The sequence below is a fragment of the Acinetobacter sp. AOR34_HL genome, from assembly GCF_027854795.1.
Lineage (GTDB): Bacteria > Pseudomonadota > Gammaproteobacteria > Pseudomonadales > Moraxellaceae > Acinetobacter > Acinetobacter junii.
Genome location: NZ_JAKTID010000043.1, coordinates 1 through 19,099, shown reverse-complemented (window position 1 = coordinate 19,099; position 19,099 = coordinate 1). Strand labels below are relative to the sequence as shown.

Here is a 19,099-nt window from a genome sequence, read left to right as displayed (position 1 = left end):
GGATAAAATGATAGAAGTGGTCGATGGGCAACGTCAGCTCAATGCGTGTAAACGAATCGTTGTTAAAATCGGATCATCTCTACTCACTGCAAATGGTCAAGGTTTAGATCTGAATGCGATCTCCCACTGGGCGAAGCAAATTGCTGATCTACACAATGCTGGACACGAGATCATACTCGTGTCTTCAGGAGCAGTTGCAGAAGGGATGGTACGCATGAAGCTTGCGAGTCGACCCACTGATCTACCCAGTTTGCAGGCTTGCGCTGCAATTGGTCAAATGGGACTGATTCATACATGGTCTAGCGTACTTGATCAGCATGGTATCCAAACTGCGCAAGTACTCCTTACACATGATGATCTAGCTGACAGACGTCGCTATTTAAACTCATGTGATGCTCTACAGAATTTAATCGATTGGCGAGTCATTCCTGTAATTAATGAGAATGATACGGTATCAACTGACGAAATTCGTTTTGGTGATAATGATACTTTAGCAGCAATGGTTGCGGGGCAAGTTCAGGCTGAATTGTTGATTATTTTGACTGATCAACAAGGGATGTTTGATTCAGATCCACGCAGTAATCCTAATGCTAAATTATTCTCATCTGTTCGTGCATTAGATGACACGCTGTTTGAAATGGCAGGCGGTGGTGGCGTACTTGGTCGTGGTGGTATGGTTACCAAGGTTCGCGCAGCTCGCCTTGCTGCAAAATCTGGTTGTCCAACTTTAATTGCCAGTGGTGAAAGTGAAAATGTACTTGCTCGTTTGATGGCGGGTGAAATGTTGGGCACTTTATTTACGACTGATAATGACCGTGTCACAGCACATCAGCAATGGTTGGCTGCGCATTTGCAAACAGCGGGTCGTTTAGTTATAGATGACGGTGCAGTTGAAGCGATCAAACTTAAACATCGTAGTTTATTACCTGTAGGTGTCAAGGCGATAGAAGGGCATTTTGATCGCGGTGATGTTGTTGAATGTGTAGATAAGAGTGGCGCTAGAATTGCCGTTGGTCGTGTGAATTTTAGTTCGCGCTCAGCTGAAATGGTTAAGGGACTGTCTTCCGAAAAAGTCTACCAAGTACTTGGTGAAGCACGTTCACTAGAAATGATCCATCGTGATCACATGGCGATTTATTAATTTACTCTGCTGTGTAAAAAGCTCGCTTCAAGCGAGCTTTTTTTATATTTTTTTAACTTTTTTCCACATGTCATGGTCTTGAGAATCATCGACTTTTGGTAGTGGCTTATCTTCGCCAACCATATAGGTAAAATCAGCAATAGATAGCATTTCTAAGTCTTCTTCACTGTTACCATACGCATAAATATGTTGATAATTAGAGAGATTATATTGATCCAATATACGTCGTTTCTTCTGCTCTCGACTACAATCTTCTGACTGATAAAAACCAGTTAAATGACCATTTTGTATTTCAGTTACTGTACAAATAAGTTCGATATTTAAAAATTTACAAACATATTTAAGGTATAAATCAATTGAAGCTGAAACCAGCACAATATGATCGCCACGTTGTTGATGTTTATGCAATTGTTTCATTAAATTTGAATCAAGTTTTTTAATTATTTTTTTTGCATAATCTTGCGATAGTTGATCTACAAAATCGACGGGAATACCTTTGAACATGCTTTGATAAAGTTTTGGTCTCATTGCATGTGCTGGATATAAATTTAAATAATAGGCTTGAATCCATGGCAGAATTTTCAAGCCATTTTTTACAATATGACGTTTTGAAAGGGTATAAAAGATAAACCCACTAAAACTATCTTTGGGATATAAAGTCCCGTCAAAATCGAAGAGTGCAAGATTTATAGTTTGATTCTTTTTGCTTTTAGCATGCATTGCTCATAACGCCCGTTAACACGACTTGCAAACCAATTTGTGTTGTAATCACGACTCAATTTAGGCCCTGAAATGACCACTTGAGGCATGACAGCATACATTGGTTCTTTGTTGGTTTTCTTTTGATAAAGTTTTTGAACAGCTAAGTAAGTTTGAGTATCTTCAAATTTTTTCTCTTTTTCTTTTTTCAGATCGGCACGAATTTGTCGTGGAGTTACCAATACATTATTTTGAGCAAAAACAGCAATTAATTCTTTTTCAGTTTGGCTTTGTGTAGATCTTACATCACCGTCTTTATTGTATAGGAGTAAGTCACCATCTAAACTAATTTCAGCTTCTGTTAATGCACCTAGCATTTTTTGGAAGGCAGCATTACGGCTCGAATACATTCCAGAGTTATAATCTGCAAATCGATAAATTGCTTCATCATAATTAGCAGGGTATTCCATTAAACGATGAATACCGTAGTATAGACCGCCATACTGAGTGTAAAGATCATTGCGTAACTCGGCTATGCCTCCAGCTTTACGTTTATGCTCTTTTGCATAATTGATATGTACTTGCATTGAGCCTAATGTGGTGATTGGATTTAACTTCTCACCAATGTCTTGCCCAACCAGTTTGGCTGCGCCTGTTAATGCACTCACATGATAATGTTGAGCCATGTAATCGAAAATTTCTCGATAGAGTAAGTCTAATTCGCGTTCAGTTTGTACTTTACGCATCTGGCTCATATAGTTGTTTTCTGGTGAAGGTTGGTTTTTGAGTACATCTTCAAAATAACCAGCGACTGTGCCACCAATTTTTTCGCCAAGTTTTGCTTCGAACTTTTCTTTTAGTCTTGAGTTAATTTCCTCAACCGCTTTTGCACCTAATCCAGGTACTGTAGGGTCAGCAACAAAGTTCGATTCTTGATCGACTACAGCGACAATACTACATACATTTTGCTTAGTTTTAGGAATGCTTAGCTCTTGCATAATATCGAAAATATCTTGAGACCAAGATTCACGATCATTTACACGTGCAGGAATGACCTTTCTGATTTGATCAGCCTCCATCTCAGGATCTTTGTCACTTGACCACCAAGCATTATCACCACAAGCGGCTAAGCTTATGCACGCAGTTAAGATGCTAATAGTCTTGAAAAAGGGATGAGTCGAAGTCGATTTATTCATAATCAGTGCAACACCGCATAAAAAGATGAGCTGAATGGGCGAATGAAGTATACTATGTTGATCAGAATTTGTAAGAAAATATATGTATATTGGTCCATATCAACTGTCAAATAATTTGATTGTCGCACCTATGGCGGGTGTAACCGATAGGCCGTTCAGAACCTTATGTAAATACTTTGGTGCAGGTCATGCGGTTAGTGAAATGATGACCGCTGATAAAACGCTTCGCATGAGCAAAAAAAGTTTGTACAGAGCTAATTTTGACGGTGAACTTGCTCCAATTTCAGCACAAATAGCGGGCTCTGATCCAGAGCAACTTGCTGAAGCTGCACGATATCAGGTTGCGAATGGCGCGCAAATCGTTGACATTAATATGGGATGTCCTGCGAAAAAAGTATGTAATAAACTCGCGGGTTCGGCTTTACTCCAAGATGAAGATCTCGTAGCAAGGATTTTAGATGCTGTCGTTGCAGCAGTGGATGTGCCTGTAACTTTAAAAACACGCCTTGGCTTTTTAAATGGTGAGGAAAATATTCTTCGTGTCGCGAAGCGTGCCGAGGATGCAGGTATAGCAGCTTTAGCTTTACATGGTCGTACACGTGAAGATATGTATTTAAATACCGCTCGCTATGAATTAATTCGTGAAGTTAAAAAAAACATACATATTCCCTTGATTGCGAATGGCGATATCGATAGTCCTGAAAAGGCTAAATATGTCTTGGATTATACTGGTGCTGATGCTGTTATGATCGGGCGTGCAGCTCAGGGACGACCATGGATTTTTAGAGAAATCGCACATTATCTTGAGACAGGGGAACACTTGGCGGCCCCAGAAATTGTAGAAGTGAAACAAGTTTTAATGGGGCATTTAGCCGAACTATATCAATTTTATGGTGAATACTCAGGATGCCGCATAGCCCGTAAACATATTGCTTGGTATACGAAAGGTTTACGCTCTAGCAACGAATTTCGTCAAAACATGTATAAAGTTGAAAATACAGCTGATCAAGCCAAAGTGGTTGAGTCTTATTTTGACCAATTATTAGATCAAGGTCGACGCATGAGTGATGTACAGGTTGAGCAAGTAAATTTATTGGAAATAAAATAGAAATTTTTACTGTTTTTCTTTAAAAAAATGCCTGTAATTCATATTACAGGCATTTTATTTTATTCTAGATGCGCAGTGATTTTCTTCAAAATCTGAAAAATCACATCGAACTCGCTTTGTAGAGGAGTACTTTTGCGAGTTACTAAAGCGAGTGTGCGGCTTGGGGCATCACCGATCGATTTGACAGCAATCTCTTCATTAAACTGAATCATACTGTTCTTCAAAGCAATCTCAGGTAATAAAGTAAAACCTAAATCAGAAGACACCATTTCAACAAGCGTTGGTAGTGAACTCGCTTTTAAACGGTGATCATTTTTACGTTCGCCGACTGGGCAAGCACTCAGTGTATGATCACGTAAACAATGTCCTTCTTCTAAAAGCATGAGACGTGTTAAATCCAAATCATCTAACGAAGTTGCTTCAGCCGCATTCTTATCTTTTTTATTGTAAACAACAAATAAGTTTTCTTTAGCGATTTCAGCAACTTTTAAACCACGAGTATCGAATGGCAAAGCAAGAACGATCATATCTAAATTGCCGTGTTCTAATTTTTCGACAATTTTCTCACTTTGTGCTTCATGTAGATGAAGTTGTATTTTAGGAAGTTGACGATGAACTTCATCTAAAAGTTGCGTCAAGATAAAAGGTGCGATTGTAGGAATAATTCCAAGATGCAAATCACCTGTTAATGGTTCGCTCATTTCTCGGCTTAGGCGCATCAAATCTTGTGCATCAGCTAGTAATACACGCGCACGGGCAACAACCTGTTCACCTAGAGGAGTCAAACGGACGTTTTGACGATCACGCTCAACTAAGACGCCACCTAAAAGACGCTCCAATTCCATAATGCCACCCGATAATGTTGATTGGGTAACAAATGATCGACGAGCTGCTTCAGTAAAATGTAAAGTTTCTGACAACGTAACTAAATATGATAGCTGTCTTAATGAGGGTAATGCAGCCATAGTGTCCTAGTGTGATGATTTAAAGTGATGTGCAAACAAACCACTAAGTTGAGGAATGAAATGTGCAGGAATATCATGCCCCATTCCATGAATTAATTCAAACTTAGCACCAGAAATCGCTTTTGCAACCGCTTTCCCATGACTTGGCGGTAATAAGCGATCTTTTGAACCGTGTACCACTAATGTTGGTTGATTAATAGTCTTATTGAGTGGCAGCAATGAACCTGTACATAATATTGCTAAAAATTGTTGAAGTACACCCGCTGGGTAGAAACTACGACGATATAGTTTACGAATAGTCTGAATTGCTTCTACTTGGTTAACGTATCCAGGAGAGCCGATAATATGAAATACTTTTAAACTATGATTGACGATCGCATCTTCATCATGAGCTTCAGGTTTTCCAATTAAGCTAAAGAGCTGTTTCGGAAAAGGTGGTGGTAAAAACGGCTGATTATTACTTGTAAATAAAAGACCGATTTTCTCAACTTTTTCTGGATATTTAGCTGCTACGATTTGTGAAATCATGCCACCCATAGAGGCACCGATAATATAGGTTTTTTCTAAACCTAGCTGATCTATTAGCATAGCTACATCGTCAGCCATATCATAAAGCGTGTAGGGCGCACCTTCATTCGTTAATCCGACCATGAATCGACTCATGAGTTTCATGGTATTCAGCCGTTGTCCTTTATGACGAACTTTTGAAGATAAACCAATATCACGATTATCGAATCGAATAACACGAAATCCTTGATCAATTAGGGATTTGCAAAAAAAATCTGGCCAAAACAGCATTTGCGCGCCTAAACCCATCACCAACAAAATTGTTGGATGCTCAGGATTTCCCCCAACTTCAACATGTAACTCAATGCCATTACCCAAAGTAACTTTGGTTTCTTGCATAAATGGAGCATAAGGAGAGACATTAAATTGAAGTGCGCTGTTCATGGTATTCATTCCAAGTTGAATTGTTTTTATCTACTTTCGGAAGAGAGTTTATTGGAACTCATTTCTCAATAAACTCTCTTATTTAAACCTTAAGCTTGAGCAGGAATCAAGTCCGGTACGAGTTTAGTTAAAGTTAAACGCTGTTTACCAGCAGTTGCACCTAATAAAACAAAACCTCTTAATGTCCCTTCAGCATCAGTTGCTTTAGCAAGCATACCATCATCAAACTCTTCAGTTTCCCAATTCACTTCAACATCAATTGGTGCAGGTAAAACAGTAAGAGGTGCAGCTGGTGTTTTTACCGCAACTGGCATAGCAGGGTAATGAACATTTGTGCTTTGACCACTTAAAGTTTTTGCTAAAGCACGTGCTTGTTGCATGATAGGCATGACGTATGGAAGCAAAGTTCCATTTACTTCAGCACAGTCACCCACTGCATAGATATCAGCTTGATTGGTCTCTAGTAGTGTATTTGTGATAATACCTCGACTAGTTTGAATATCGGCAGCTTTGGCTAAAGCAGTGTTTGGTTGTAAACCGATAGCAGAAAGAACAATATCTGCAACCAAAGTTTGTCCATTCGCCAAAGTCACAGCGTAGTCTTCACCATCATTAATTTTGGTAACTTTCTCAACTGTAGTTGAAAGTGCAAATTTAATCCCAGCTTCTTCTAAGTTGGTTTTAAATGCTTCAGCAACATGAGTTGGTAATAAGCGTCCAAGTGGTTGAGGTGCTAAATCAATGACCGTAACGTCATAGTTACTATGTAATAAGTCATTCGCAAATTCACAGCCAATCAATCCAGCTCCGAGAATCACTACGCGTTTGTCTTTGCGCTTTGCTAGATTTTCACGGAATACACTATAGTCAACCAATGAGTTGACCACGTGAATATCTTCACTACCATCGCCTGCAATTGCTAAACGAATCGGATTTGCACCCACTGCAAGAACTAATTTTGAATAGGCTTGTTTAAAAATCTCACCATTTTTTTCTAACGTGATTTCATGGTTTTCTGGATGAATTTCTTTTACCAAAGTTGCCGCTTCAATACGCATATTGAGTTGGGCTGCCATTTTAGCAGCATCACCTAGAGCAATTTGTTCAGGTGCTTTATTACCTGCAAAAGCATTGGATAATGTTGGTTTAGCATAGTTTACCGCATCATCCGCGCAGATCATCATGAGTTCTTGTTCAGGACTCAATTTACGGAATTCTCGTGCAACAGTATAACCAGCCATGCCTGATCCGATGATGACGATAGGATGCATTACATTCTCCAATTTTTTTAATTTAAAAATAAAACATAAGAAAAAAAGACCATGATGATCATGGTCTTTTAGTTCTATTTAGATTTCAACCATTTCAAAATCAGCTTTTGAAACGCCGCAATCTGGGCAAGTCCAATCATCTGGGATGTCTTCCCATTTTGTCCCTGCTGCAATGCCGTCTTGTGGCCAGCCTTCTGCTTCGTCATAAATCCAACCACAAACGATACATTGATATTTTTTCATGTGACTCTCCAAACTGATAGGTATGCTCAAATTGCCTTTCAGTAAAACTATTCCATAATGTCGTTACGATCGCTGCAATAGAACTAACTTGTGTTGATCGGGAGTTAGATTTTTACGCAGAACGACATTTAAGTAAAGTAAATGCAAGAGTTTAATCATTTATGTAAAAAGTGGTATGGCAATTTGGGCCGAAAGTCTTGTTATTTGAGCAATTACTCTAATTATTTTTATATCGAGGACTTTATTATTTGCTGAAAATAATGAAACGTATAAGTTTGGTTTGAATAAAAAACATACATTTGAAAATCAGTTATGATGAATTATCACAATAATAAGGACGTTATATTTATGAAAACGCTGAGTTACAACATTAAAATTTATGCGACCCCTGAAAGAGTCTGGGACATATTATGGGGAACTGAAACCTATAATGTTTGGACAAAATTCTTTTCTTGTGATTCTCAAATGAAGTCTGATTGGAAAGTAGGTGGTAAAACCTATTTTACTGATGGTGATGGAAATGGGATGGTATCGACAATAGAACGAATAGATGAGCCGAATGAAATTGTTTTCAAGCACCTCGGGATGATTAAAGATGATCAAGAGGATTTTGATAGTGAGGATGTGAAAGCTTGGGCTGGCTCTTTGGAAAAATATTTGTTGGTTGATTACAATGGAGAAACGCAACTTCATGTAGAAGGCGATATTCAACCTGAATACGAAGAAATGATGAATAATGGTTTTGATCAAGGATTGGCGATGGTTAAACATTTAGCAGAAAAATGAGACTAATTCGGCTTGGGTTTTTGTTCTAAATTTGCAAAGTATCAGTTTGAAAATTTGATAAAATCTTCATTTTTTTGAATTGTCTGGTTGAAACAATACGAAAATGGGTTGTGATCTGCTATTCTATGTCACTTCATTTTTTACTTAATCGAGGCAGAGATGACGCAACAAAACGCTCAATCGACTTCTGAACAGACACTTTCCGAAAACGATTTAATCGCACAGCGTCATGCCAAATTAAAGCAAATCCAAGATACTGCCAAACAAACTGGCAAAAGCCCTTGGCCAAACACATTTAAACGTGAGCACTATGCTGCTGATTTGCAAGAGCAATTTAAAGATTTAGATAAAGCGCAAATTGAAGGCGGTGAAAAGGTTTATGTAAAAGTTGCTGGTCGTGTCATGCTGAACCGCGGATCATTTATGGTGATTCAGGATATGACTGGTCGTATCCAACTTTATGTTGATCGTAAAGGTTTAGCTGCTGATATTTTAGAAACAATAAAAAGCTTAGACCTTGGCGATATTATTGCTGCAGAAGGTTATATTGGTCGTTCAGGTAAGGGTGACTTATATGTGCATCTTGAAGGTTTTGAATTACTAACCAAATCATTACGCCCATTACCAGATAAATTCCACGGTTTAACTGACACCGAGGCAAAATACCGTAAACGTTATTTAGATCTTATTGTCAACGAAGAAACAAGAAAAACATTTGAAATTCGTGCCAAAGTTGTTGCAGGTATTCGTGCATTTTTAACCAATGAGCGTTTCATGGAAGTTGAAACGCCAATGATGCATGTTATTCCTGGAGGTGCATCTGCAAAACCATTTGTAACACACCACAACGCTTTAGATATGGAACTTTATTTACGTATTGCGCCTGAGCTTTACTTAAAACGTTTAGTGGTAGGTGGTTTTGAACGTGTATTTGAAATCAACCGTAATTTCCGTAACGAAGGTGTTTCAACTCGTCACAACCCCGAATTTACGATGATTGAGTTCTACCAAGCATATGCTGATTATAAAGATCTGATGGCATTGACTGAGAATATGCTTGAGAAACTTGCAATCGATATCTTGGGTACAACAGATGTACCTTATGGTGAAGAAGTATATAGCTTTAAAGGTCCATTCAAGAAAATCTCAATGTTTGATGCGATTCTTGAACACAATCCAGATTTCACGCCTGAAAATGTAAATGACCGTGATTTCTTGGCTAAGTTTACTCAAGAAGTATTAAAAGAGCAGGTTAAGCCAGGCTTTGGTTTAGGTAAGTTACAAACCATCGTGTTTGAAGAAACAGTTGAAACTAAGCTGCGTCAGCCAACATTTATCACCGAATATCCTGCTGAAACCTCTCCACTTGCACGTCGTAATGATGATAATCCACATATTACTGATCGTTTCGAGTTTTTCATCGGTGGACGTGAGTTAGCAAATGGTTTCTCAGAATTAAATGATCCAATCGATCAAGCAAAGCGTTTCCAAGCCCAAGTTGCTGAGAAAGATGCTGGTGATGATGAGGCAATGCATTACGATGCGGACTTTATTGAAGCACTAGAATACGGTTTACCGCCAACAGCAGGTGAAGGTATTGGTATTGATCGTCTCGTTATGTTGTTTGCGAATGCCCCAAGTATTCGTGATGTACTTTTATTCCCGCATATGCGTCGTAAAGATTAAACATTTGACTGATTAATAAAAGAAGCCACTCTTAAGAGTGGCTTCTTTGTTTTCTGCGTTAAGAAATGTAATTGTTTGGTTAGAGGATTGAAATGTGTCTCTAAAAAAACGATTATGTGCTCATAAATAAAGTTGAGAACAGTTTGGACATGTTTCTAAAAAAATAGCTTTCTATCGCATTATTTGCCTCGTTTTCATCCACTATTTTTGCGCAAGGCTTAGTGCTCAACGATGAAAATTTACGTACTGATCTAAATTGGTTAAACCAGCAAGGTGTCATTCAAATCAGTACATCTACATGGCCGTTAAGTGGTGATGAAATTCAAAGAGCGTTGTCACAAGCGAAAGTGACTAATAATACACAGCAAAAAGTTGTGAACTCTGTGATAAACACTTTGCAGGCAGACAATGCAACTGTAAAAGTGGGTTTGCATGCTGGTACGGATTTAAAGACAGTTCCTCAAGCATTTGGTGATAACCAAAAATCTCAATATCAAATCGCAGCTGAATTGAATGCTGGTGGTGACAATTGGGATGCTAAACTTCGTGTAAATGGTGAAAAAGATCCATTAATTGATAATGGAAATGATGCAAATGTAGAGGGTTCTTATATAGCAGGTAAGCTTTGGAATCAATGGGTTATTGCAGGTCAAATTCCAACTTATTGGGGACCAGGGCATGATGGTAGCTTAATTCGTGGCGATGCAAGTCGCCCTGTATATGGTGTGACTGTACAACGTGCAGTTCAAGATGCTTTTGAAACAAAATGGTTGTCTTGGATTGGACCTTGGCAATATCAGGCTTTTGCAGGTCAATTAGATGACTATAAAGCTGTACCAGATGCAAAATTGATTGGATTACGTTTAACTGCACAACCTTTGCCGTATCTTGAATTGGGAGCTTCACGTACAGTTCAGATTAGTGGTAAAGGTCAGCCAAATAGTTTTAAAGCTTATTGGAATGCAATGATTGGTAAAGACAATGGTTGTGATGATAGCGGTTGTACTGGTGATGAAAATGCATCAAACCAAATCGCTGGTTTTGATGGGCGTTTATTACTGCAACCGTTGTTGAATGTTCCAATGAGCTTATATACTCAATTTGTCGGTGAAGATGAGGCTGGTGGTTTACCAGCTAAATATCTTTACCTAGCTGGTGCTGATTTCTCTTCGAGTTACAAAAATATGCCATATCAACTTTATGCTGAATGGGCAGATACACGAACAAACGGAAAAGCAAAGGGAATTTCTTATAACCATCATCAGTACACTGATGGTTATTATCAACATGGTTTCCCATTAGGTCATGCAATAGGTGGCGATGGACAAATGTACTCAGTCGGCGGTGATATTCGTTTTGATGTAATGAATCGCTTAAGTGGGCGTGCGATCTATGCCAAAGTGAATCAATCTAATTTGACGATTAATGCTGCATTTCCAAAAGATGATACTGTGAAAGGTTTAGACTTGACTTGGACACACTATTTAAAGCCAACAATTCCACTTAAGATTAATGGTTGGGTAAGTGATTCAGATTTAAATGGCAATGATGGTGGTGTTTCTGTAGGTGTTGAAATTCCATTAGAACGTAACATGTTCCGTTTCTAATTTTAAACATCATAATCCCAAGAAAAGAAGCTGAAACAGGTTTCTTTTCTTACTCTAGAATTAAAATAGACGGTTTCACTTTTATAATGAAGTTATATATTCATATCATAATTTTGCATATTGATATGAAAAAACAAGCTAAAGAACTCTCTCTAAATTATTATAATGAATAAACCTTACTAGATCATTAATTAAGTTCTGGTAATAACATCGATATCACGAAAAATTGGAGTTGTTATGATACTCGTTCCTCCACACGGTCTTCCAAGTGGTGGTGTAAGACCGCTTATAGATTTTATGGGTAGCATGAATAAAGGAGGAAGTGTACATGACTGAGAATAGATTAACTCACCTCAAACAGCTTGAGGCTGAAAGTATTCACATCATCCGTGAAGTTGCTGCTGAGTTTGAAAACCCTGTGATGCTTTACTCGATTGGTAAAGATTCGGCGGTTATGCTTCATCTAGCATTAAAAGCTTTCTATCCAGCGAAACTCCCATTCCCATTACTACATGTGGATACGGGTTGGAAATTTAAGGACATGATTGCTTTCCGCGATAACATGGCGAAAACACATGGCTTTGATTTGATTGTTCATCAGAACAAAGAAGGACGTGATGCTGGGATTAACCCATTTGATCACGGTAGTTCAAAATATACGGATATCATGAAAACTCAGGGCTTAAAACAAGCCTTGGATAAATACCAATTTGATGCTGCCTTTGGTGGTGCACGTCGTGACGAAGAGAAATCACGTGCGAAAGAACGTGTTTATTCATTCCGTGATACGAAACACCGTTGGGATCCTAAAAACCAACGTCCAGAACTTTGGAATCTTTACAACGGTAAAGTAAACAAAGGGGAAAGCATTCGAGTATTCCCATTATCTAACTGGACTGAGTTAGATATTTGGCAATATATCTATCTAGAAAACATTCAAATTGTTCCTCTTTATTTCTCAGCTGTTCGCCCAGTTGTAGAGCGTAGTGGTACGTTGATCATGGTAGATGATGAGCGTATGCGTTTAAAAGAGGGTGAAGTTCCACAAATGAAATCGGTGCGTTTCCGTACATTAGGCTGTTATCCATTAACAGGTGCAGTCGAATCGGAAGCAGATACCTTGCCTGAAATTATTCAGGAAATGCTTTTGGCCACTAGTTCAGAACGCCAAGGTCGAATGATTGACCATGATGAAGCTGGCTCGATGGAAAAGAAAAAGCAGGAAGGTTACTTCTAATTTCCTAAAGTAAATCTCTTTTAGAAAGAAGGATTTAGGGAAATTAAAAATGATTTCTAAAGAATATGTGGAGTTTTGAGCAATGTCTCATCAATCAGATCTTATTAGCCAAGACATCTTGGCGTATTTAAAACAGCACGAAAATAAAGACCTGCTACGCTTTTTGACTTGCGGTAACGTGGATGATGGTAAATCAACGCTTATTGGTCGTTTACTTTACGATTCAAAGTTGATCTATGAAGATCAATTGCAAGCAGTTACTCGAGACAGTAAAAAAGTAGGTACAACAGGTGATGCACCTGACCTTGCACTACTTGTAGATGGTCTACAAGCTGAACGTGAACAAGGTATTACTATTGATGTTGCGTATCGTTATTTCTCAACTGAGAAACGTAAGTTCATCATCGCGGATACACCAGGGCATGAGCAATACACGCGCAACATGGCGACTGGTGCTTCAACTGCTGATCTTGCAATCATTTTGATTGATGCGCGATATGGTGTTCAAACACAAACACGTCGTCATACCTTCATTGCAAGTTTACTCGGCATCAAAAATATCGTAGTTGCGATCAATAAAATGGATTTGGTTGAGTTTTCTGAAACTCGATTCAATGAAATTCAAGTTGAATATGATGCGTTTGTAAATCAGTTAGGCAACCGCCGTCCAGAAAATATCGTCTTTGTTCCAATTTCAGCACTCAATGGCGATAACGTTGTAAATCCATCTGTAAGTACACCTTGGTACAAAGGTCAAACACTGATGGATATTCTTGAATCAGTGGAAATTAAACGTGAATCGAATAAACATGAATTCCGTTTCCCTGTTCAATATGTGAATCGTCCAAACCTTGATTTCCGTGGTTTTGCAGGAACGATTGCGCTTGGTGAAATCAAAGTAGGCGATGAAATCGTAGCACTACCGTCAGGTAAGAAATCAACAGTTAAAGAAATTGTAACTTTTGATGGAAATCTTGAAAGTGCTGCTGCTGGTCAAGCAGTGACTCTTACATTGAATGATGAAATTGATATTTCACGTGGTAATGTATTGGTTCGTGCAGGCGAGCAACCTTTAATTTCACGTAGCGTTCGTGCTTCAGTTGTTTGGATGACTGAACATCCTTTAGTTAAAGGCAAACTTTATAACGTGAAGATTGGTACTCAAACTGTACCAGCTAAAGTTACAGCGATTAATTTCCGAGTTAATGTCAATACACTTGAACATACACAAGTTGAAGAGCTTGAGTTGAATGCAATTGCTGATGTGGTTATTGAGTTTGATGCACCAGTTGTATTTGATCAATACCAAGACAGTCGTTATACAGGTTCATTTATCTTTATTGACCGTTTAAGCAACGTTACGGTTGGTGCAGGTATGGTTGAAGCTGCTGTTGAGTGGACTGCGCATAGTAATCCAGTTACTGCAGAAGATCGTGCTGCTCGTTTAGGTCAGAAACCTGCGGTGATAGGTATTTCTGCACAATTAATCGAAAATGCTCAAGCCTTAGAAAGTTTATTGATCCAACAGGGTGTAGTGGCGATTGCAAAATCTACATTATCAGTTGATCAGATCAATTTGTTACGTGAAACAGGTGTTGTTGTCATTACAACTATCGTTGAAGGTACGGATACAGACCTAACTGTTGAAACTGTTGAAGAAGCAGCAGAACAAATTGTTGAATTAGTTCGTTTATAATTATCTGAACTGATTTATAAAAGCCCGCGAAAGCGGGTTTTTTTTATAGATTATAAATGCTTAGGCGTTAAGTAAATTATTCATCCAGAGTACAATTAACTTTTTATTTCATCTTTTTATGCTTTACATAAGAATATTTTAGTTCTGTTTTAATTTTACTTTTATGCGACAATAGCGCTTTGAATTTTTGTATTTGGACTCCCATGACTGAACAATCTCCTGAGTATTTAAGCGATATCGAAATTTTAGACATTTTACAGTCTATGAAAAAAGATGAGCTTGATGTTGAAGCTAAAGAGATCATTCGTAATGGTGGGAAAGTTGGTCGTCAAGAAGCACACAAAAATGCTTTGGTTGCGCTGAATAATAGTTTTGAAGAGAAGTTTGTAGAGGCTGTTACTTTAGCTTTGGGGCTAAATGCAGGACAGGCCAAAAAAATACGTTATAAAAAAGATCGTATCCGAATCTTAAAAGTACGTGGTATTGATTATTTAGCAATTGATGGGGCAGAAACAGCTCAAGTTTTATCTCAGGTTTCTCAAGCTATCACACGCGAAGATGCAATTGTGACAGAAGGTTTGCATAATATTTTCCCCTTTTGGAAAGAAGGTTGGCCAATGGTGCAATTTGATAATGCATATAAAATTTTATCAGAAGATATTCTTATTCATTATCAAGCGACATTAGATGAACTAATTTCTTTGTATGGTGGTAACTAAATAATTATCATATAAAATTTTTATAAATTAATGGATTAGAATAACAAGGATGTTTGGCACATGACTCAAATGGAAGAGTTACCACATGAAGCTTTAATTGCATTAAGGTCAGGTAAATTAATTGATGCGATAAAAATAACACGTGAAAAAACGGGTCTAGGTCTGAAAGAGTGTAAAGATTTAGTAGATCGTTATTTAGATACTCACCCAAATGAGCAAGTATTTATACAAGAACAATTGGCTCAACGTAGTCGCAGTGGTATTCAGTTTTTAGTTACTGTTCTTTTTTTAATCGCTATGCTTGTTTGGTTTATTTTTAAATAAAAAGCCCAATATTGGGCTTTTTTATTTACATTATTCTTCGTGATCTTTTAAAGCATTCTCTTGATTTGGCATAATCTGAGTTACCAACAATTGGTCAATTTTATAATGATCAATATCGACGACTTCAAATTTAAATCCTGCATATTCTACCGCATCCGCAGGGCGAGGGATCTTACGCAAACGATACATGATGAAACCAGCGATCGTTTCGTAGTTTTCATTTTCTGGAAACTCTTCAATTTCTAGAACGTGTTTTACATCCTCAATTGGTGTGCTGCCATCAATTAACCAAGAGTGATTATCACGTTTAATAATTTGTTGCTCTTCATCCATTGGTGTGACCCAATCACCCATAACGGTAATCATAATGTCGCTCAGGGTGATAACACCAACGACTAAAGCATATTCATTGATAACAACAGCAAATTTTTCTTTAGTTGAGCGAAAACGGTCTAGTAGTTCAGATAAGGTGAGTGTGTCTGGAATAATGAGTACATTACGAATAGTTGATTCATTCAATTGTGTGAAGGATTGCTTGTTTAAGATACGAATTAAAATATCTTTAGCGTCGACATAACCAATAACTTGGTCGATATGTTCATTACACACAACAAATTTTGAATAAGGATATTCAGCTAGCTTTTGACGGATGCTATCTTCATGTTCCGTCAAAGTAAAATAAACCACGTTTTCACGTGTAGTCATACTTGAGGGAACAGTTCGTTCTTCAAGTTCAAATACATTTTCAATAAAGTGATGTTCTTGCTTTTGTAATACGCCTGCTTGTGCACCTGCATCCATTACTGCTGAAATATCATCAAAGGTAATGTTGTCATCACGAATGGTATTTACCTTAAATAAGCGAAATAACAAGTTTGCAATCGCATTAATTCCCCAAGCTAAGGGTTTGCAAACCTTGATAAAAACTTGAATGGGATCAATAACGCTAATTGCAATTTTTTCTGGAGCGATCATTGCCAAGCGTTTTGGCATTAAATCAGCAAATAAAATGAATAGTGAAGTGACCATAGTAAATGATAGGGCAAAACCAATGGTTTCTAACCAAGGACCAGCATAAAAACCTTTAATCATTTCTACAAAAAATGGACGAAAAGCTGCTTCACCTAGAATACCACCCAGAATCGCAACTGCATTTAAACCAATTTGTGATGCGGCAAAGAAATCAGCGGATTGTTCTTGTAAATCCAAAACTTTTTGTGCGCGGGTTTCACCTGATTCTGCGAGGATTTTTAATTTAACTTTTCGAGCACCTGCAAGTGCAATTTCAGTAAGTGATAAAAAACCAGCTGCTGAAATCAGTAGAATAATAACTATAATATTTTGGAAGAGACTCACATATCACCTGTGGTTCATCATTATTATGAATATGTTGTAACACAAAAAAAGCACTGAGGTAACTCAATCTTTACCTCAGTGTAATAATCTTATTTATGAAAACAGCATATTCTCAAAAGAAGTAGAATTTGCTGATATTTCAACAAACTCGCAATATTTTTACAATAGCTTGTTTTAGTATTGTGAAAATTGTGAATTATTTATAAAAAATTCACGGTTTTCTTCCTCAATCATTTGGCGTGCGACAAATAAAATTAATTGTCTTAACCAACGATGTGCAGGATGGTGGTGGAGTAAAGGGCACCATGCCATTTTTAATTCAAATTCTGGAATATAAAATGGAGGGTCTTTGATGACTAATTTCGGATTTTGAGTTTGAAGGCGCGCCATACGTGTTGGTAGCGTCGCAATCAAATCTACATTTTGAGCTAAAAGCGCTGGCATTTGATAATGACGTGTAAATACTGAAATTTTACGTCGTTGACCAATCCGCTCTAAGGCTTGATCAATCCAGCCCAAACCAGCTTGTTTATCAGGGTTAACACCAAAACCCACGCCCATGCCAGTTTTAGAAACCCAAATATGTTGAGCATCTAAATAGCTTTTTAAATTGAGGTGGGTGACAGCTGGATGTTTGTCATTAAGGATACAGCTAAAGCTATCACGCCAAACTAACACTTGGTGGAAGCTTTGAGGAATTTCATTAAAACGGTTAATTGCTAAATCAACTTTACCTTGTTCCATATCACGATATGAAACATCACTTGGAGTTAAAAAGTCGAGTACAACGTTTGGTGCTTCAGAACGAAGAGCTTTAACTAATCTCGGTACTAAAGTTGCTTCAGCATAGTCCGATGTCATGATTCGGAAAACGCGATTACTTGTATAGGGTCTAAATTCAGTTCGCGGCTCTAAGATCATTGATAGATCAGAAAGGGCATCACGAATACGGGGTTGTAGTTCTAAAGCACGTTCAGTTGGAGTCATACCTTCTGAAGAGCGAATAAGCAGGGGGTCATTGAATAGATTACGCAATCTTCTTAGAATATTACTCATGGCAGGCTGAGTAACGCCTAATTGTTCTGCTGCGCGTGTGACATTTTTTTCACGAAGTAGTACATCAAGATAAATTAATAAATTGAGATCGACCCGCTCCAGATTCATAAAAAAAATACCGAGAATAAAATATTTAAATTGTGTTGAATTATGACATATCTAAAGGCTTTTGTGTAATTTAATCCGCCAAAAAGCATAGGGTGTGTTGACACTTTTAGCTTAAAAAAATAGCGAAGTAGTAAAATCAAATCGCCAAACCCAATTTTACTATTCGCTATGCCTCGTACCATGCTGACAGATCAACACTGGCAAAAGTTGAAAACTATTTTGCGTAATTTATCTATTCATCACAACTCAAATTTACGTAATTTTATTGAAGCTATTCTCTATAGAATTAGAACAGGCTGTCCGTGGCGAGATATTCCTTCCTATTTCGGTCAATCAAACTCTATTTTCAAACGTTTTAATCGTTGGTCAAGCAGCGGTAAGTTGCTTAGATTATTCAAATTATTAGCATCATGCCCCGATATGGAGTGGATTTTTATTGATGGCTCTCACGTACGTGCTCATCAACATTCTGCCGGTATAGCGAATCAATCCATTTCTAAAAGTGTAGGAGGAAACTCCTCAAAAATACATTTGATTGTTGATTCACATGGCAATCCTATTGATTTCATGATTACCGATGGCACTACACATGACATCAAAGTTGCACCTGATTTAATAGCAACATTAGATTTAAAAGAGACAGAAGTGGTATGCGCAGATAAAGGCTATGATTCAGAACCACTGCGTGAGCAGATCAGAAAAACAGGAACAAAAGCGAATATACCAAAGAAAATAAATAGCCAATCGAACAATGATCATATGGACTGGTATTTATATAAAATCAGGCATTTAGTTGAAAATATGTTTTGTAGATTAAAACAATTTAGAGGGATAGCTACTCGATATGACAAGCTCAAAAGAAATTATCAAAGTGCTGTTGCCTTAGCCTGTATATTTTTATGGCTACCTTTATAGGTTTAATTATGAACAGTAAATGTCAACAGACCCTA

At 37.7% G+C, this 19,099-nt stretch carries 18 protein-coding genes; 10 read left to right on the top strand and 8 right to left on the bottom strand.

From position 1 onward, the window contains the following. The first annotated feature begins 7 nt into the window (after positions 1-7). A complete protein-coding gene (proB, locus tag MKL32_RS06925; RefSeq protein ID WP_004913414.1) occupies positions 8-1,141 on the top strand; it encodes a glutamate 5-kinase in 1,134 nt (377 codons plus the stop codon). Positions 1,142-1,183: 42 nt separating this feature from the next. Here the strand turns inward: proB and MKL32_RS06920 are convergent, their stop codons facing one another. Together MKL32_RS06920 and MKL32_RS06915 are read right to left on the bottom strand one after the other, a co-directional pair. Continuing rightward, positions 1,184-1,861: an HAD family hydrolase gene (locus MKL32_RS06920; RefSeq protein WP_004913411.1), complete on the bottom strand. Its 678-nt coding sequence runs from the start codon at positions 1,859-1,861 to the stop codon at positions 1,184-1,186. Then, positions 1,828-3,036: a DUF1615 domain-containing protein gene (locus tag MKL32_RS06915; RefSeq protein ID WP_042890592.1), complete on the bottom strand. Its 1,209-nt coding sequence runs from the start codon at positions 3,034-3,036 to the stop codon at positions 1,828-1,830. The genes MKL32_RS06920 and MKL32_RS06915 overlap by 34 nt, the downstream gene beginning before the upstream one ends. A gap of 82 nt (positions 3,037-3,118) precedes the next feature. Here MKL32_RS06915 and dusB point away from each other — a divergent pair, with 82 nt between their 5' ends. Further along, complete coding sequence (dusB, locus tag MKL32_RS06910) at positions 3,119-4,144, top strand: tRNA dihydrouridine synthase DusB (protein ID WP_004913406.1); 1,026 nt, start codon at positions 3,119-3,121, stop codon at positions 4,142-4,144. Positions 4,145-4,203: 59 nt separating this feature from the next. On the opposite strand, the gene oxyR is transcribed toward dusB, so the two are convergent. From oxyR to rubA, 4 genes are all read right to left on the bottom strand, one after another. Further along, on the bottom strand, positions 4,204-5,109 hold the full coding sequence (oxyR, locus tag MKL32_RS06905; RefSeq protein ID WP_004913403.1) for a LysR family transcriptional regulator OxyR: 906 nt from the start codon (positions 5,107-5,109) through the stop codon (positions 4,204-4,206). A 6-nt stretch (positions 5,110-5,115) separates the two neighbouring features. Continuing rightward, complete coding sequence (gene estB, locus MKL32_RS06900; protein WP_004913400.1) at positions 5,116-6,060, bottom strand: esterase EstB; 945 nt, start codon at positions 6,058-6,060, stop codon at positions 5,116-5,118. Positions 6,061-6,149: 89 nt separating this feature from the next. Continuing rightward, positions 6,150-7,331, bottom strand: a complete 1,182-nt coding sequence (gene rubB / locus MKL32_RS06895) for a rubredoxin reductase RubB (RefSeq protein WP_004953119.1) — start codon at positions 7,329-7,331, stop codon at positions 6,150-6,152. Between the two features lie 78 nt (positions 7,332-7,409). After that, a complete protein-coding gene (gene rubA, locus MKL32_RS06890) occupies positions 7,410-7,574 on the bottom strand; it encodes a rubredoxin RubA (protein ID WP_004678010.1) in 165 nt (54 codons plus the stop codon). Between the two features lie 348 nt (positions 7,575-7,922). Here rubA and MKL32_RS06885 point away from each other — a divergent pair, with 348 nt between their 5' ends. The 7 genes from MKL32_RS06885 to MKL32_RS06855 all read left to right on the top strand — a co-directional run bounded on the left by MKL32_RS06885 (position 7,923) and on the right by MKL32_RS06855 (position 15,629). Beyond that, positions 7,923-8,360: an SRPBCC family protein gene (locus MKL32_RS06885; RefSeq protein ID WP_204378797.1), complete on the top strand. Its 438-nt coding sequence runs from the start codon at positions 7,923-7,925 to the stop codon at positions 8,358-8,360. 159 nt (positions 8,361-8,519) lie between these two features. Next, the gene (gene lysS, locus MKL32_RS06880; protein WP_204378796.1) at positions 8,520-10,046 is read left to right on the top strand and encodes a lysine--tRNA ligase; all 1,527 of its coding nucleotides are present in this window, start codon (positions 8,520-8,522) and stop codon (positions 10,044-10,046) included. A 173-nt stretch (positions 10,047-10,219) separates the two neighbouring features. Next, positions 10,220-11,653, top strand: coding sequence for a capsule assembly Wzi family protein (locus MKL32_RS06875; RefSeq protein ID WP_270900365.1), 1,434 nt, complete (start codon positions 10,220-10,222; stop codon positions 11,651-11,653). A gap of 328 nt (positions 11,654-11,981) precedes the next feature. Continuing rightward, entirely contained in the window at positions 11,982-12,890 is a 909-nt protein-coding gene (gene cysD, locus MKL32_RS06870) for a sulfate adenylyltransferase subunit CysD (protein WP_004913386.1), read from the top strand. An 82-nt stretch (positions 12,891-12,972) separates the two neighbouring features. Continuing rightward, on the top strand, positions 12,973-14,586 hold the full coding sequence (cysN, locus tag MKL32_RS06865) for a sulfate adenylyltransferase subunit CysN (RefSeq protein ID WP_270900345.1): 1,614 nt from the start codon (positions 12,973-12,975) through the stop codon (positions 14,584-14,586). A 203-nt stretch (positions 14,587-14,789) separates the two neighbouring features. Continuing rightward, positions 14,790-15,305, top strand: coding sequence for a hypothetical protein (locus MKL32_RS06860; RefSeq protein WP_004913382.1), 516 nt, complete (start codon positions 14,790-14,792; stop codon positions 15,303-15,305). Positions 15,306-15,365: 60 nt separating this feature from the next. After that, positions 15,366-15,629 (top strand): ribosomal protein L7/L12, encoded by a 264-nt coding sequence (locus tag MKL32_RS06855; RefSeq protein WP_270900344.1) that lies wholly within the window; start codon positions 15,366-15,368, stop codon positions 15,627-15,629. Positions 15,630-15,659: 30 nt separating this feature from the next. Here MKL32_RS06855 and MKL32_RS06850 read toward each other — a convergent pair whose 3' ends face one another. Both MKL32_RS06850 and MKL32_RS06845 read right to left on the bottom strand, forming a co-directional pair. Then, on the bottom strand, positions 15,660-16,985 hold the full coding sequence (locus MKL32_RS06850) for a hemolysin family protein (protein WP_004913375.1): 1,326 nt from the start codon (positions 16,983-16,985) through the stop codon (positions 15,660-15,662). 174 nt (positions 16,986-17,159) lie between these two features. Then, positions 17,160-18,149, bottom strand: a complete 990-nt coding sequence (locus MKL32_RS06845) for a LysR family transcriptional regulator (protein WP_004913372.1) — start codon at positions 18,147-18,149, stop codon at positions 17,160-17,162. Between the two features lie 168 nt (positions 18,150-18,317). Here MKL32_RS06845 and MKL32_RS06840 point away from each other — a divergent pair, with 168 nt between their 5' ends. Beyond that, complete coding sequence (locus MKL32_RS06840) at positions 18,318-19,064, top strand: IS5 family transposase (RefSeq protein WP_004912080.1); 747 nt, start codon at positions 18,318-18,320, stop codon at positions 19,062-19,064. Positions 19,065-19,099: the final 35 nt, after the last annotated feature.

Excerpts from the sequence above, each read along its gene's own strand:
- proB (WP_004913414.1), top strand. The coding sequence starts at position 8 with ATGATAGAAGTGGTCGATGGGCAACGTCAGCTCAATGCGTGTAAACGA.
- MKL32_RS06920 (WP_004913411.1), bottom strand. The coding sequence starts at position 1,861 with ATGCATGCTAAAAGCAAAAAGAATCAAACTATAAATCTTGCACTCTTC.
- cysD (WP_004913386.1), top strand. The coding sequence starts at position 11,982 with ATGACTGAGAATAGATTAACTCACCTCAAACAGCTTGAGGCTGAAAGT.
- oxyR (WP_004913403.1), bottom strand. The coding sequence starts at position 5,109 with ATGGCTGCATTACCCTCATTAAGACAGCTATCATATTTAGTTACGTTG.
- MKL32_RS06845 (WP_004913372.1), bottom strand. The coding sequence starts at position 18,149 with ATGAATCTGGAGCGGGTCGATCTCAATTTATTAATTTATCTTGATGTA.
- MKL32_RS06860 (WP_004913382.1), top strand. The coding sequence starts at position 14,790 with ATGACTGAACAATCTCCTGAGTATTTAAGCGATATCGAAATTTTAGAC.
- MKL32_RS06840 (WP_004912080.1), top strand. The coding sequence starts at position 18,318 with ATGCCTCGTACCATGCTGACAGATCAACACTGGCAAAAGTTGAAAACT.
- MKL32_RS06885 (WP_204378797.1), top strand. The coding sequence starts at position 7,923 with ATGAAAACGCTGAGTTACAACATTAAAATTTATGCGACCCCTGAAAGA.
- lysS (WP_204378796.1), top strand. The coding sequence starts at position 8,520 with ATGACGCAACAAAACGCTCAATCGACTTCTGAACAGACACTTTCCGAA.
- MKL32_RS06915 (WP_042890592.1), bottom strand. The coding sequence starts at position 3,036 with ATGAATAAATCGACTTCGACTCATCCCTTTTTCAAGACTATTAGCATC.
- dusB (WP_004913406.1), top strand. The coding sequence starts at position 3,119 with ATGTATATTGGTCCATATCAACTGTCAAATAATTTGATTGTCGCACCT.
- estB (WP_004913400.1), bottom strand. The coding sequence starts at position 6,060 with ATGAACAGCGCACTTCAATTTAATGTCTCTCCTTATGCTCCATTTATG.
- MKL32_RS06855 (WP_270900344.1), top strand. The coding sequence starts at position 15,366 with ATGACTCAAATGGAAGAGTTACCACATGAAGCTTTAATTGCATTAAGG.
- cysN (WP_270900345.1), top strand. The coding sequence starts at position 12,973 with ATGTCTCATCAATCAGATCTTATTAGCCAAGACATCTTGGCGTATTTA.
- rubB (WP_004953119.1), bottom strand. The coding sequence starts at position 7,331 with ATGCATCCTATCGTCATCATCGGATCAGGCATGGCTGGTTATACTGTT.
- rubA (WP_004678010.1), bottom strand. The coding sequence starts at position 7,574 with ATGAAAAAATATCAATGTATCGTTTGTGGTTGGATTTATGACGAAGCA.